The sequence below is a fragment of the Amphiplicatus metriothermophilus genome (assembly GCF_900199215.1).
GTDB lineage: Bacteria > Pseudomonadota > Alphaproteobacteria > Caulobacterales > Parvularculaceae > Amphiplicatus > Amphiplicatus metriothermophilus.
On record NZ_FZQA01000005.1, the window covers coordinates 20,294 to 33,783 of the forward strand.

Sequence of the window (13,490 nt, forward strand, 5' to 3'; positions counted from 1 at the left end):
AACCTCCGGACTGCGTCATCAATATTATTTATTTATTTTCAGTATCTTGTCCAATTTCAGCCAACTCAAGCAAAAACGCGCAAATTGCTTACATCTGTACTGTCACGCCGGAGGTCGCGGGTTCGAGCCCCGTCACTCGCGCCATTTCATCACAAGCAGGAAGATTGCGCGCTTCTGCGCGTCTTCCATTCTGCTCCGGCGCACGGCGGCGCGGAGATCTGCGCGCGGCCTTCTTGCCGGAGGCGGAGAGAACGCAGGCCGCAGGCGGTTCAATCGCCCGCCGGCGCGCAATAACTCTCCAGGAACGCCTGATGGCTCGGCAGTTTGGCGACGGCGTCGGCGATGTTGCGCCGCAGGCTGTCGAGCGCACGGCGCAGCCGCTCCCCTTCCAGCAGACGGCCCATATGATGGCGTCCGCGCGGCTCGAGGCGCTGACCCAGCATGACCTGAACCCAGGAATCGACCCGGAACAGCTCGTCGGGGTCCTGCCATGCGAACGCGTTCTCGCGAAAGAGCGCGATCCGCTGCGCCAGCGAGTCCGGTATCGCCATCTCCCGGCAGCGCCGCCAGAAAGGCGCGTCGTCCCGCTCAGTGAGCTTGTAGTGCAAAATGATGAAGTCCCGGATTTTTTCGAGCTCGTTTCTGGCCTGGTCGTTGTAACGCTTCGCCAGCGCGTCGTTGACGCCGCCGAAGGGAAACAGCTGAATGAGACGCGTAACGCCGATCATAATGAGATGGATGCTCGTGGATTCGAGCGGCTCCACGAATCCGCCGGCCAGTCCCAGGGCGATGCAGTTCTTCTCCCATACCTTGCGCCGTCGGCCCGTCCGATAACGGATCAGTTTCGGCTCGGTGAGAAGCGCGCCTTCGAGATGACCGAGCAGCTCAGCGTGCGCGTCCTCGTCGGCCAGGTGCTCGCTGCAGTAAACGAGGCCGTTGCCGACCCGATGGCGCAGCGGAATGCGCCACTGCCAGCCAGCCTGCCGCGCGATCGCGCGCGTGTATGGCGGGATGTCGCCGGTCGAGGCCGTCTGCACGGCGAGCGCGCTGTCGGTGGCGAGCCACCGGCGCCAGTCTTCATAACCGGCCTTGAGCGTCTGCTCGATGAGCAGGCCGCGAAAGCCGGTGCAGTCGATGAAAAGATCGCCCTCGATGCGCTCGCCCGATTCCATAATGAGCGCGCGGATGAAGCCGCTCTCGCCGTCCTGATCGACGCCGACGATCTTTCCCTCGATGCGCCGCACCCCTTTCGGCTCGCTGAAGGCGCGCAGGAAGCGGGCGTAAAGGCCGGCGTCCAGGTGGTAGGCGTAATTGATCGGCGATTTCTCCGAGGCGAAGAACCTGTTCGCCTCGGCCGCCTGATGCTCGAAACAATATTCGCCGATGGCGCCCCCATAGCCTTCGGCCTTCGCCTGCAGCCAGTAATGGTGAAAGTCGCCCATCCAGGTCGATTTGCCGATGCGGCCGAAGGAGTGAATGTAACGGTCGCCGCGCCGCGCCCAGTTCTCGAAGGCGATGCCCAGCTTGAAGGTCGCCTGAGTCGCCCGCATGAATTCGCGCTCGTCGACGCCGAGCAAGCCGTGATAGCCGCGAAAAGTGGGAATGGTCGCCTCGCCGACGCCCACCGTGCCGATGTCTTCGGACTCGACGAGCGCGATGTCGAGCAAAGGGCCGAGCTGGCTGACGAGGCCCGCCGCAGCGACCCAGCCCGCCGTGCCGCCCCCGGCGATAACCACGCGTTTTACGGCTTGCCCTTCCAAGCGCCGCTCCTTTTGCGTCAGCGGTTGAGACGGTTTAGCAGCCAGGCGCGCAGACGTCGGGCCCCGCGCTCGTCGAGCGGGGCGAGAGGGCCGCGGGCGCGTTCGGGCAGATGCGCGCCGGCCTGCCCGGCGGGTCCGAAAACGTAGTAATCGAACACCGCGCGCCAGGCGCGTTTTTCCGTATCAGGACGGTCTCGCAGGCTGAGCAAGGCGTGCATCAAGGTGATCTGCGGCGTGTCCATGAAAGCCGGCGAGACGTTCCACCAATAGTTCATCATCACGTTGAAAGGCTCGAGCGCCTCCACGTGATGCCACCACATGGCGGGATAGAAGAGAACGTCCCCCGGCTCCAGCTCGGCGACCTCGCCGGCCGCAAGCGCCTCGCGGAAACGCGGATAGCGCTCGAAGTCGGGCGCGCTGAAATTCACCATGCTAACGACCTGACCGCCCGGCGTCGGCTCCAAGGGGCCGGGATAGAGATTGGCGATCTGCTCCGGCGGGAAAAGCGTGAAGCGCCGCCGGCCGACCAGGCAGCAAGCGATGTTGTTCGAATAATCGTAATGGGCCGACGCGATCGTGCGGTTGCCGATCCACAAGCCGACAAGCGGCGGATTTCGCTCGAACATTGGATGGTCAAGGATGAGATCGTTCTCGTTTCTCAGTCCCGGCAGATAGACGTCGGCGTCGGTCGAGCCGATATAGAAGGACGGCGCCGCTTCGTCTTCGAGATGGTCGTGGATGCGTTCCAAAAACGCGTCCAGTTTCACGCGCTGGGCCTGAAAATTCAGCGTCGTCGCATCCTCGTTGTAGAAGAAGCGCCCTTTGATCTCCGGCGCGCCGACATAGCCGACCACGGGCCTGCCTTCATAAAAGGAGGTCAGATAAGCGATCGCGCGCCGCGGCGATTCCATTCCGCGCCGCACGAGCGGCCAATCGCCGGCGATCCCCTTCAGCACGGCCGGCTCCTGCGCCTCCATCAGCGCGTCATAGGGGATCGCGTCCGGCGCGACGCCTTCGAGTATTTTCGTTTTGCGCGCGATGTCCGTCATGGTTCTACGCCAGCGATCGTCCAGACTTTTCAAATGAGGCCTTCGGCCGCGCGTTTCCGGTTCTTCATCTCGATCAGCCGGCTTACATTGCCGAGCGAGGCCGCCGCCATGAAAGCGGCGTAAAGGAACCCGGATTGGTGGAGCGTCTCAAGCTTTTCGCCCGAAAGCCGCTGAAGCCGCTCCCGGCTGATCGTAAAACGGTCCGGAATCGTGACTTTCTCCGACTCGCTCAACTTGATCTCCACCGTTACGGGGTCGAGCAAATCGCACGCCTCGAAGACGGCGAACATGGCCCTGCTCATTTCGGCGCCGCGATGAATGACGCGCAGCACATGGGCGACGCGCTCGAGATAAGGCGAATTTCCGCCCTGCGGCAGGAAAACCGACTCGCCTTCCGTTTCGCTGAGGCGGGGGTGGTCGAGATCGACATGGATCATCGGCTCGGGCGCCGCGTCGGCCTGGTCGCCCCTGCGAAGAGCGATCGAAAAGGGCCCGCGCGCCTGCACGGCCGGCACGTATCGGGCGTTCCATCCGTTCTCATCCAGAAACAGGTTCTCGCCTCTGTCGAATCCCAAGAGCGCGACCGACTGAAACGCGCCGTTTTCGTCCTTGCGGAAGAAAATGGGGTACTCTCTTTGAACCTCTTCAAACTCGGTCGGGAAAACCAGCGCCTGATTGATATTGTCGCCGAACTCGGCGGCGTGCCGGGTAATGACCCGCAAGTCCGCGTGGTCGATGTTGTTCAGCAGCGCCATCCTGGACATGCCCGCCATCATGAAACAAAGCGCCGCTTCGCTCAATGGCGACAGGCCGGCGCAGGGAACTTCGCGATGAAGCCTTGGCGAGAAAAGGCCGCTGCGGAGGAGCAGCGGCCTTTTCCCTACTTTGCGCCCCCCCTGACTTTTAGAACCGGTAACGGGCGCCGAACAGGAAGCGCGGGCTCAGCTCCTGAACAAACACGAAAGCCGTTTCGGACCTCGCATGCTGACGGATATCTTCGCCCAAGAGGTTGATGCCTTCGAACGTGAGCTGAAGATTGTCGGTCACGTCATAAGCGACGCTCGCATCGAGCTGCTTGTAAGCTTCGGTGATGAGCGGATTTCGGTTGCCGCCATCCTGGTTCAGGTCTGCAACGAACTCGCCGCGCCAGTTAAACGCCAGGCGGGCGGAAACGCCGTAGTTTTCGTAGATGAGAGTCGCATTGGCGGTGTTGCTGAGACCCACCAGCGCGAATTCATCGTCGTCCGGCACTCTGGTCACGTCGACCTCCACGTCGCCGTCGACGAAGGTGTAGTTGGCCTGTAAGCCCAGGCCCGGGACGCCGATATGCTCGCCGAAAAAGTGCTGGAACGCGAATTCGAGACCGCGGATCTTGCCTTCCCGGTTGTTGATCGGGCCTGTCACCTCGAAGGTGGCGACGGGATCGTCCGCATTGCCGAGAACGTCGAAATCGGCGAGCACCTGATCGACGAAGGCCTGATCGAGATCCGTCCCGGTCTGGTTGGCCGCCAGCATGGTGCGGGCCGTGTCGACGCCGAACTGGTCGATCAGGGCCGTCGCGGTGAACAGGCTGACGTCGTTCTGCACCAGCCCCAACTCGCTGATAAGGTCCAGCGCATCGCCCGAGCGCGTGCCCGGCTGGCCGGATGTCGGGTCGCGCAGGTCGAACAGGGTTCGCTCGCTCACGCCCGTTCCGATGAAGTTGCGCACGCGCTTGTCGAAGAAGCCGATCGAGACATAGCTGTCCTCGGCGAAATACCACTCGAGTGAAACGTCGAAGTTCTTCGAGCGCAAGGGCAGGAGCCCGGTGTTGTTCGCCGTGCCGGTCGCCCTGCCGCCGAGGACCGACGGACGGTCGAGCGGCCGGGCGTCAGGCGTGGCGCCGGGGGACAGATTATCGAAGTTGGGCCGGGCGATGGTCTCGCTGTAAGAGGCGCGAGCGATCACGTCCGGCAAGGCTTCGATCTTGAAATCGACGCTGGGCAGCAGGTCGTTGTATCCGCCCTTGCCTGTGACGACGCCTTGCTCGGCGCTGTTTATCGTTCGGATGTCGTTATCCGCCTCCCAACGGATGGCGACCGGAATAAGCTGCGTCGTCGACGCTTCCACATTGGTGTCTTCATAGCGCATGCCGAAAACCAGTTCGGCGGGCCTGTCCGCGAATTCGCCCTGCCACGAAAGCTGGCTCCAGATCGCCAGGATTCTTTCATCGACGGCGTCGAACGTGTTGTTCGTCGTGGGCGCGTTGCCGAGATCGCGATAGAACGGCGCCAGCGCATCATAAAGATCCAGCGCATTGCCTCGCGGGACGACCTGTGCGGCGCCGCCCGTCGTAAAGTCGTTGAACTGACAGGCCAGGCAGAATAGTTCCACCACGCCCGGCGCGAGCGCATCGACGTCGCCGGGATTCGACACGCCCCAGTCGCCCAGCGTCTGGGTGACGCCGGCTTGCAGACGGCGATACTCGCTGTCCTGCCATTCGCCGCCGAAGTCGAGACGGGCGCCGTCGGCGAATTCCCGTCCGAGACTGAACTGGACTTCATTAATCTGGTTGGACACCCTCGTTATGTTGGCGCGGGCGACTTGCGAGCCGAGATCGGCGATGTCGATCTGTCCGTTGCAGTTTGTACCCGGGAATCCGTCGGGCGTGGCGCCCTGACGCGTGCAGTCGTTGAAAACGACGTTCTGGACCGGCAGGTCGCCCGTCAGGTCTAGCGAGTGCGCGTCTGTCGTCGGCAGCGCGATCGAGACCAGCGTCGACGTCGTATCGTTGCGCGAATTCGGTCCGCTCCAGGCGCGCGATGTGTGCGCGTCGATCTCGGCATGCCAGCCGTCGCCGTTGTTCCAGGCGGCGTTAAGGCCGAACGAGCTGAGCGTTTCCTTGCTTGAGCGGAATTGCTGCTCGTGACCCTGGTCCTTGACGTTCGGGCTGCCTATGCCGCCGATATCCTCGAACAGGAATTCCGTCGTCGGCACCAAATCATCCGAGAACGTTATTTCATCGAATGGGCGGTTGAACCAGTTCGTCTGTTCCGACCGCATCTCCTGCTGCTTGTTCTGGGCGTAAAACGCGTCCGCGGTAAACGTCAGCGTTTCCGTCGGCGCGAATTGCACGGTCGCATAGCCGTTGAGCCGTTCGCGGTCGGTCTCCGCAAAAGCGTAACGGCTGTCGTTCGGGAAAGTGACGAGCGTATCGGGATCCGACGGCGCGTTATTCACGATGGAGGTCGGACGCACGAGATTGGTGTTGCTCAGGAAATCGCTGATCGTCGTCACGTTCCAGGCGTTGCTGGTCGCGCCTGCCGATGCGCTGTCGCGCTTCTGCCATGCGCCGAAGATGCTGACGCCGAACTTTTCGCTCTCATCCGTCCAGCTGGCGAGACCCGTAATCTCCGGCGTGACGTCGCTGCCGAACACGACGCTGGTGTCGTGGAGAGCCTTGGCGCCGACCGTAAGATGGGCGCCGGGATTATCCAGCGGGCGGGCGGTGACCACGTTCACGCTTGCGCCGATGCCGCCGGTTGGAATGTCCGCCCGGCCGGTCTTGTAGACCTCAAGACGCCGGACGCCTTCCGAAGCCAGGTTCTGGAAGTCGAAGGAGCGCCCTGCGCCGCCGTCGAAGTCCGCCCCGTCGCCGCCGCCGATCGTGCCGACATTGGCGGCGGGCATGTGGCGGCCGTTCAGCGTGACGAGGTTGAACTGCGGGCCGAAGCCGCGCGCGGTGACCAGCGAGCCCTCGCCGTTCACCCGGTCGATGGAGACGCCCGTGATCCGCTGCAGGGATTCGGCGAGGTTGGTGTCGGGAAACTTGCCGATGTCCTCGGCGGAAATCGCGTCGACGACGCCGTGCGAATTCCGCTTGATGTCGGCCGCGCGCCCCAGCGAGGCGCGCACGCCGGTGACGATGATCTCGTCGCTCGCGGTCTCTTCGGCGTCCTGCGCGAGGGCCGCCGGCGCGAGCGACAGCATGACCAGAGTGGACGCGCCGCCCAGAAGCGCGGCGCGCTTCAGCCCGGCGGCCTTTTTTGAATGATCGGTATTGTGACTGCGTTCTTTCACGTTTTGCCTCCCTTTGAAGAACGATTGCGGTTAGTCGTCGGCGACGACCGTTGAATCGCGACGCGCATGCGCCGACCAGCGAATGCGCGAGCAGGCGCGCCATGGTTTCTATTCTGCATAATGACGAACCGGGCGCGCAGGCGCCGCGCGGCGCGACATGCGAATTTGCGATGCTATTGCTCCGTACACCTCCTTTCGAACCAGGCGCGGGACGCGCCGTTTCGCCGCCCATGCGGCGCAGGGGATTATGGTTCCCGGCCGCGACGATGCGCCGCGGGCGTTGATAGCGTTAACATAGCTTGCGGCGCCGAGAAACCCGTCGGGTCGAAATAACGCCTGCCGTCCTCCCCTGCTTAAGGCTGCATGCTCGCGCTTCCGCTTCGGCCACGCCGTTTAACGAAAGTGTTTTTTTTTATTGAATTATGGTTGGCCGATAATCCCGGCTTGACAAGCCCCCTTGGGCGATTTTTGCGAACGCTCCCAGAAACCATTGCAAAAATGCTACAGTCGGTCCGGGCGACGGCGGCATTCCCGCGCGGGCCGAGGGCGCGCCGGCTCTGCCGGCCTCGCCGTCCGAGTGGCGGCGAGGGGGCCGCAAGGCCCCGCCGGGGCCCCGCCGGGCGGGCGCTTGCGTTTCGTGCGAAACGAACGGGCCGGCGTTCGCGCTCGTTCAGAGCCCGCGCGGGCGCCGGCCTAGTTTCGAACGATTCGCCTCGCGGCGTTTCGCACGGAATCGTCCCCGGGGCCCGGGCGGCGCGCCGCGCCGGCGCGGCCCGGCGGGCGGGCGCGGCTGGGCGGGAAGGGAAAGGCGCGGGCGTTCTCATGCGCCCAGTATGGAGCCGGGCCGACAGGCGGGGATAACTTTCCCCGTTTTTCGGTTAAGTCCTTGTTTTTCCGAGAGGGGAATTCCACGCAAAGGCGGACGAATTCGGGAATGGGGCAGCGAATAGGAGGCAGGCGGCAGGCGGCGGGAAGCAGACCCCCGTCATCCCGGGCGCGCCGCAGCGCATCCAGTATGACAGTGAGTTGCTCGTCGGGTGCGTGCGAGGAGGGCGGGTCCCGGTACGCCAAGGCAATCATCGCGGCGGGGCCGGAAATGGTGGGGTGAAGTCCGTTCTGCGGCGGGGCGGTGCTGCGGTGCCGACCGCTTGTAGACCGCGGCGATGCCAGAAGGATCGCAGATGCGGCGCAGACGGCGGACTCTGGGCGGGGCGCGGATTACGCCTCCGGCTAACCCGCCCTAAGCAGCAGGCGTGGCTAAACCGGACAGCAGCGGGATTTATCCCGCCAAGTCGGCGTGCGCGGCGAGTGGATACTGGCTACGCCCCCTGCAAATCGTGGGGGTCTACTTTTGCGGAAGTTAATCTATCCATATAGGGCTGGAGCTGCTCGCGAGTAATTCGTCCCGCCACGAATCGGGCCATGTGGAACATAATATCAAGCAGCATAATGTCGCCCTCAACCCGAGCTGGCTCAAGAATTTGCGGAGCGTCATTGATTCCGAAAGGACGAAGGCGAACGGCGCCATCTTTGGTGTGCTCAAATAATCCATGAGCGTAATCGTTCCGCCGGTCATTCAGCTTTCGCATGTGTGCGCAGGCGGCAAGGATTATCCCTTTACGATATTCATCGATGTCAGATTTTTTGGCGGTCTTTTCCAGCTTATTGAGTTCTATGAATGCATTTAATGGTTTTGAGTTCGGCGAACGCCTTGTCGAGATCCGAGGCATTTCCTAAAGCGGCGGCCATGCACAGCAATATGGAAAACTCGATGTATGATGTTGCTGCGAAATACCGGCCAAGCTTGCTATTGATTGGGTGATTGCCCGAAGGCAGGCCTATATACCAAGTTTCGTGCGTTGTGTTTCCCATAAGCGCTACTAATATTGTGTTACTTTATCGCGTTGCTCGGCCGCCTTTGCGTTTATGGCGTTTTTTTCACTTGTTCACGCTTGAGTAAATCGAGCGTTCTATCATCACGTTTTTTGAAGTATCCATCAAGTCGGTGGAGACAAGCGTGTTTGATTCGCGTCATTCCTGCGCCGGCTTCAAAGTGAGCCCATCCGCCATTCGGCATTCGAATGCTGATTATGGAAGTTTCGCAAATAGGGCACGGATGGCGGTAACTCATACCTCCCTTGTTGTTGTCGCCTTTAAGGCGCAACTGCCATGAGCCGCGAACATAGGTTCCGTCGCGCCGGTAGTACGGAGATTGATGAACCCATTTCGATTTCAAATGTACCCTCTCACTGACACGCCAGGCACTCGTCGTAATCGGTCCTGGCCGCGGCCTGCATCAGGGTCTGCATGTCGGGGGCGTCGTCGCCGGGCGCGGCGGCGGCTTCGGCGGCCCTGGCCTCGGCCCTGTCGAGAGCGGCCGCGCCGGCCTCGCCCTTGCGCCCGCCGGCGTAGCTGGCGCGCTGGACCGACTTCGAGCGGCAGTAATAGAGCGACTTCACGCCCTTCTCCCACGCCGTCCAGTGCAGCATGTGAAGATCCCATTTGTCGATGTCGCCGGGCAGGAAGACGTTCACCGACTGGCCCTGGCAGACGAGCGGCGCGCGGTCGGCGGCGAGCTCGATCACCCAGCGCTGGTCGATCTCGAAGGCGGTCTTGAACACGGCCTTCTCTTCGTCCGTGAGGCAATCGAGGTGCTGCACGGAGCCTTCATGCTCGATGATCGAGGCCCAGGTCTCGTCCGTGTCGTGACCTTTCTCGGCGAGCAGCTTCTCGAGCGCGGCGTTCTTCACCGTGAAAGAGCCCGACAGCGTCTTGTGCACATAGACGTTCGCCGGGATCGGCTCGATGCACGGGCTGCACCCGCCGCAGATGATGGAGATGGAGGCGGTCGGCGCGATGGCGAGCTTGTGGGAGAAGCGCTGCTTCACGCCGCGCTCGGCCGCGTCGGGGCAAGCGCCGCGCTCCTCGGCGAGCTTGACCGAGGCCGCGTCCGCGCCCATGCGGATGTGCTTGAACAGCCTGATGTTCCACGCCTTCGCCATGGCGGATTCGAAAGGAACGCCCTGTTGCTGCAGGAAGGAGTGGAAGCCCATGAGGCCGAGCCCGACCGAGCGCTCGCGCCTGGCCGAATAGACGGCCTTGGCCATGGAGGCCGGCGCGCGCCGGATGAAATCCTCCAGAACGTTGTCGAGAAAGCGCATCACGTCCTCGACGAACAGCGGCTCGTCCTTCCACTCGAAATATTTCTCGGCGTTGATCGAAGAAAGGCAGCACACGGCGGTTCTGTCCTCGCCGAGGTGATCCGGCCCCGTGTGCAGCATGATCTCCGAGCACAGGTTGGAGGTCGAAACCTTGAGGCCGAGATCGCGCTGGTGCTTCGCCATCTGACGGTTCACCGTGTCGGAGAAGACGAGATAGGGCTCGCCCGTGGCGAGGCGCGTCTCAAGGATCTTCTGCCACAGCTTGCGGGCGCTCACGGCGCGCAGCGTCTCGCCGGTCTTGGGCGAGCGCAGGGCGAACTCCGCGTCTTGCAGCACGGCGGTCATGAATTCGTCGGTGACGTTGACGCCGTGATGGAGGTTGAGGGACTTGCGGTTGAAGTCGCCGGAAGGTTTGCGGATCTCGAGGAACTCCTCGATCTCCGGATGGTGGATGTCGAGATACACCGCCGCCGAGCCCCGGCGCAGGCTGCCCTGGCTGATGGCGAGGGTGAGCGAGTCCATTACGCGGATGAAGGGGATGATGCCGGAGGTCTGGCCCGCGCCCTTCACCTTCTCGCCGATGGAGCGCACTCCGCCCCAATAGGTGCCGATGCCCCCGCCGTTGGAGGCGAGCGCCACGTTCTCGTTCCATACGCCGACGATCTCCTCAAGCGAATCGCCGACGGCGTTGAGGAAGCAGGAGATGGGAAGGCCGCGGTTCGCCCCCCCGTTCGAGAGAATCGGCGTCGCCGGCATGAACCACAGCTTCGAGATGTAGTCGTAGATGCGCTGGGCGTGGTCGGCGTCGTCGCCATAGGTGCGCGCTACGCGCGCGAACATGTCCTGAAACGACTCGCCGGGCAGGAGATAGCGGTCTTCGAGCGTCTTCTTGCCGAAGTCGGTCAGCAGCGCGTCGCGGGAGCGATCGAGAACGATGTCGCGCACCACCTTGAGCGCGGGCCGGCGAGCCGGCGCGGGAGTCGCGGCGGGATCGGCCGCGCCCCCGGCGGGGCTGGCAGCTTCGACTCGTTCGGCGGCTTCCGTCGACAGCGACATGCTTCGTCCCCTTCCTTTTGTCCCGGCCTTTTGGCCCGGGCGCGCGTCTCCCTGGGCGCCGGATAGCCTCTCGGGGCCGCTCGCCGGCGCGGGCGTCGCGCTGTGTTTCATGAAGCGTCGATCGCGGCCTTCCGGGCGGCATTTCCGGGGCTTCCCAAGGCCGTTCTCCCGCTCGGTTCCGGGCCTCGGGCCGGCGCGCCCCCTTCAGCGCCATCGACACAAGATATAGTGATGGAGGCCTTTCCCTCCGTCAATATGAAGTTACCAACAGGTCAGGTTTTTTTGGTTAAGGGAATCTTAAGCCGTCGCACTGAGTGCGCCTGAATGGTTAAATTCCGGGCGGCCTGACAAGCCCTTTGAGGGTTCGTTTCGGGCCCGTCCCGCGGCGCGATTTTTTTTCGGAATCGCGGTCGGGCGGGTCGGCGCGAAAGGCCTTGGGGGCGGCCTGAAAGCCGGTTTCGACGAATCGCGGCCCTTCGGGCGGGCGCCGCCATGCGGGCGCGTCGTCCTCGGCCGCGGCGGCGGCGGCGCCGGTTTTCGGCTTGCCGGGAGGCGGCTCGACCCATGCGATGTATACCGCGAGCGCGTCCTCGATGCGCTGGGCGATGTCGTCCATGCGCGGCGCGTTCTCGCCGGTGAAGGGGCTGCGCGCCGCGTCGAGCGCTTCGACGAGCGCCTGACGGCGGGCGTCGGCGGCGATGACGAAGCGCAGCTGGCCGCAGATCCAGCCCAGCAGCGCATAGATCAGCCCCGCGCCCAGAAGCGCGTGCGCCGCCGCCGGGTAAAGCTTCAACAGGCTCGCCGCATCGGTCTGCTCCGGCGACTCGGGGCCGGGGACGAATTGCACATAGGCGAAGCCGTAGCCGAAGGCGAAGCCGATCGCGAGCGCGGCGAGGACGGCGAAGAACGCGCCCGCCTGCGGGACGTCCTCCGGCGCGGCGCTTTCCCTCAGAAATTCGGCGAAACGCCGGCGCGCGGCCTCGTCGGCCGGCTCGCCCGGCCGGTCGTTGAGAACGCCGAGGGTCCGGAACAGGGTCGCGGCTTCAAGCGCGATGAGATGCGCCTGGGAAAGCGCGCCTACGGCCCTGGCCGGGCGATTGCGGGCATGGTGGCGGTCCATCTCCTCGCGGGCGGCCGCGAGCGCGGCGTCGATCCTGAGCGCGATCGCAGCGGCATCTCCGCCGAGCCGCCGCGCGCGCGCCTGAACCTTGCGATTATCGGCGTCGCCGGCCGCCGAGACGAACAGCAGGCCGATAAGGCCGCCCGTCGCCAAGAGCGCGCCGAACCAGAAAAAGACCGCCGAGACGATGGCGGCATGGTTGGGCTCGCTGACGCTCATCGGGCCGAAAATGGTCATCCCGTCGGTAAGCGAGGCCCGGTCGAGGTGCAGCGCGACGCCGGCGAGCGCGATCCCGATCAGGACGCGCAGGTAGTAGGCGACGTTGCGCGCAAAGCCGTCGCGCCGCTCGACGACGGCGCGCCAGACTTCGCCCGCGCGGGCGCGCAGGGTCTTCTGATAGCCGGCGATGTTCTCCGCGCTTTCCTCAAGACGCGCGCGCAGAGGACGGTCGGCATCCACGCGCTCGCCCGACGCGGCATCGGGCTGAACCGGAAAAAGCAGCTTCGCCGGGTCCGGCGGCGCGCCGTCGGGCTGAGCGGCGGATGCGGCCCGGCGCGGGGCGAGCCGCTCGGCCCAGCCCGCCATCCGCGCGCGCAAGCGCTCGAGCGCCGAAGGGCGCGCGCTCTCATCCTCGCCGTAGAAATATTCCGACATCCCCACCCCCGGCGGACGCTTCGGCGCGCCGGGCCCTCGCCGCGTCGCGCAAGCTTAGCCCATCGCGCCCAGGATCGAAACGGCGCAGGCAGAACGCTTACGCCGCGCCGGAAGGCGTTTGGGCGGGCGATTCCGGCGCGGCTTCGCTCGACGCCGGCTCATCCCGAAGAATGATGCGGGCGGGCACGCCGACGGCGGTGGCGTTGGCCGGCACGTCCTTGATGACGACGGCGTTCGCGCCGATGCGGGCGTTGTCGCCGATCGTGACGGGGCCGAGCACGCGCGCGCCGGCGCCGACATAGACGTTCCTGCCGAGCTTCGGCGCGCCGGGCCCGGCGAGCTGGCCGAGAGTGACGTGCTGCATGATCATGCAGTTCTCGCCGATGACCGCGTCCTTGTGAATCATCACGCCGATCGCATGGATCAGCTTGGCGGTCGGATGGATCTCCGCTTCGATATTGATGAGACAGGTGGTGACGAACCGCCAGTAGCGGTGCTGGAACTTGCAATACCCTCTGACGAGCGCTGCGATCGGTCCCTTGCGGTTCTTCCACCGCCGGTAACGGTATTGATTGGCGACGATCTTCTCGCCGGGCTCGATCCAGAATCTCAGCATGCCAAACATTGGCGT

The 13,490-nt window shown here is 64.1% G+C and carries 8 protein-coding genes; all 8 read right to left on the minus strand.

All coding sequences use genetic code 11. The features are described from left to right. Positions 1–269: 269 nt before the first annotated feature. The 8 genes from CHB64_RS10975 to CHB64_RS15560 all read right to left on the minus strand — a co-directional run bounded on the left by CHB64_RS10975 (position 270) and on the right by CHB64_RS15560 (position 13,484). Positions 270–1,760, minus strand: coding sequence for a tryptophan halogenase family protein (locus CHB64_RS10975; protein ID WP_089412679.1), 1,491 nt, complete (start codon positions 1,758–1,760; stop codon positions 270–272). A gap of 17 nt (positions 1,761–1,777) precedes the next feature. Then, the gene (locus CHB64_RS10980; RefSeq protein ID WP_089412680.1) at positions 1,778–2,809 is read right to left on the minus strand and encodes a cupin-like domain-containing protein; all 1,032 of its coding nucleotides are present in this window, start codon (positions 2,807–2,809) and stop codon (positions 1,778–1,780) included. Positions 2,810–2,838: 29 nt separating this feature from the next. Next, on the minus strand, positions 2,839–3,573 hold the full coding sequence (locus CHB64_RS10985) for a SapC family protein (protein WP_089412808.1): 735 nt from the start codon (positions 3,571–3,573) through the stop codon (positions 2,839–2,841). A 139-nt stretch (positions 3,574–3,712) separates the two neighbouring features. Beyond that, on the minus strand, positions 3,713–6,868 hold the full coding sequence (locus tag CHB64_RS10990; RefSeq protein WP_200815337.1) for a TonB-dependent receptor: 3,156 nt from the start codon (positions 6,866–6,868) through the stop codon (positions 3,713–3,715). A gap of 1,319 nt (positions 6,869–8,187) precedes the next feature. Beyond that, positions 8,188–8,598 carry a hypothetical protein gene (locus CHB64_RS15105; RefSeq protein WP_143266008.1) on the minus strand — a complete coding sequence of 137 codons (411 nt, stop codon included), beginning with the start codon at positions 8,596–8,598 and terminating at the stop codon, positions 8,188–8,190. A 516-nt stretch (positions 8,599–9,114) separates the two neighbouring features. Next, complete coding sequence (locus tag CHB64_RS10995; protein ID WP_089412681.1) at positions 9,115–11,085, minus strand: ribonucleoside-diphosphate reductase subunit alpha; 1,971 nt, start codon at positions 11,083–11,085, stop codon at positions 9,115–9,117. Positions 11,086–11,413: 328 nt separating this feature from the next. Then, positions 11,414–12,859 (minus strand): hypothetical protein, encoded by a 1,446-nt coding sequence (locus CHB64_RS11000; RefSeq protein WP_089412682.1) that lies wholly within the window; start codon positions 12,857–12,859, stop codon positions 11,414–11,416. A gap of 97 nt (positions 12,860–12,956) precedes the next feature. Next, the gene (locus CHB64_RS15560) at positions 12,957–13,484 is read right to left on the minus strand and encodes a serine O-acetyltransferase (RefSeq protein ID WP_089412683.1); all 528 of its coding nucleotides are present in this window, start codon (positions 13,482–13,484) and stop codon (positions 12,957–12,959) included. Positions 13,485–13,490: the final 6 nt, after the last annotated feature.

Excerpts from the sequence above, each read along its gene's own strand:
- CHB64_RS10980 (WP_089412680.1), bottom strand. The coding sequence starts at position 2,809 with ATGACGGACATCGCGCGCAAAACGAAAATACTCGAAGGCGTCGCGCCG.
- CHB64_RS10985 (WP_089412808.1), bottom strand. The coding sequence starts at position 3,573 with ATGTCCAGGATGGCGCTGCTGAACAACATCGACCACGCGGACTTGCGG.
- CHB64_RS15105 (WP_143266008.1), bottom strand. The coding sequence starts at position 8,598 with ATGCCTCGGATCTCGACAAGGCGTTCGCCGAACTCAAAACCATTAAAT.
- CHB64_RS10995 (WP_089412681.1), bottom strand. The coding sequence starts at position 11,085 with ATGTCGCTGTCGACGGAAGCCGCCGAACGAGTCGAAGCTGCCAGCCCC.
- CHB64_RS11000 (WP_089412682.1), bottom strand. The coding sequence starts at position 12,859 with ATGTCGGAATATTTCTACGGCGAGGATGAGAGCGCGCGCCCTTCGGCG.
- CHB64_RS15560 (WP_089412683.1), bottom strand. The coding sequence starts at position 13,484 with ATGTTTGGCATGCTGAGATTCTGGATCGAGCCCGGCGAGAAGATCGTC.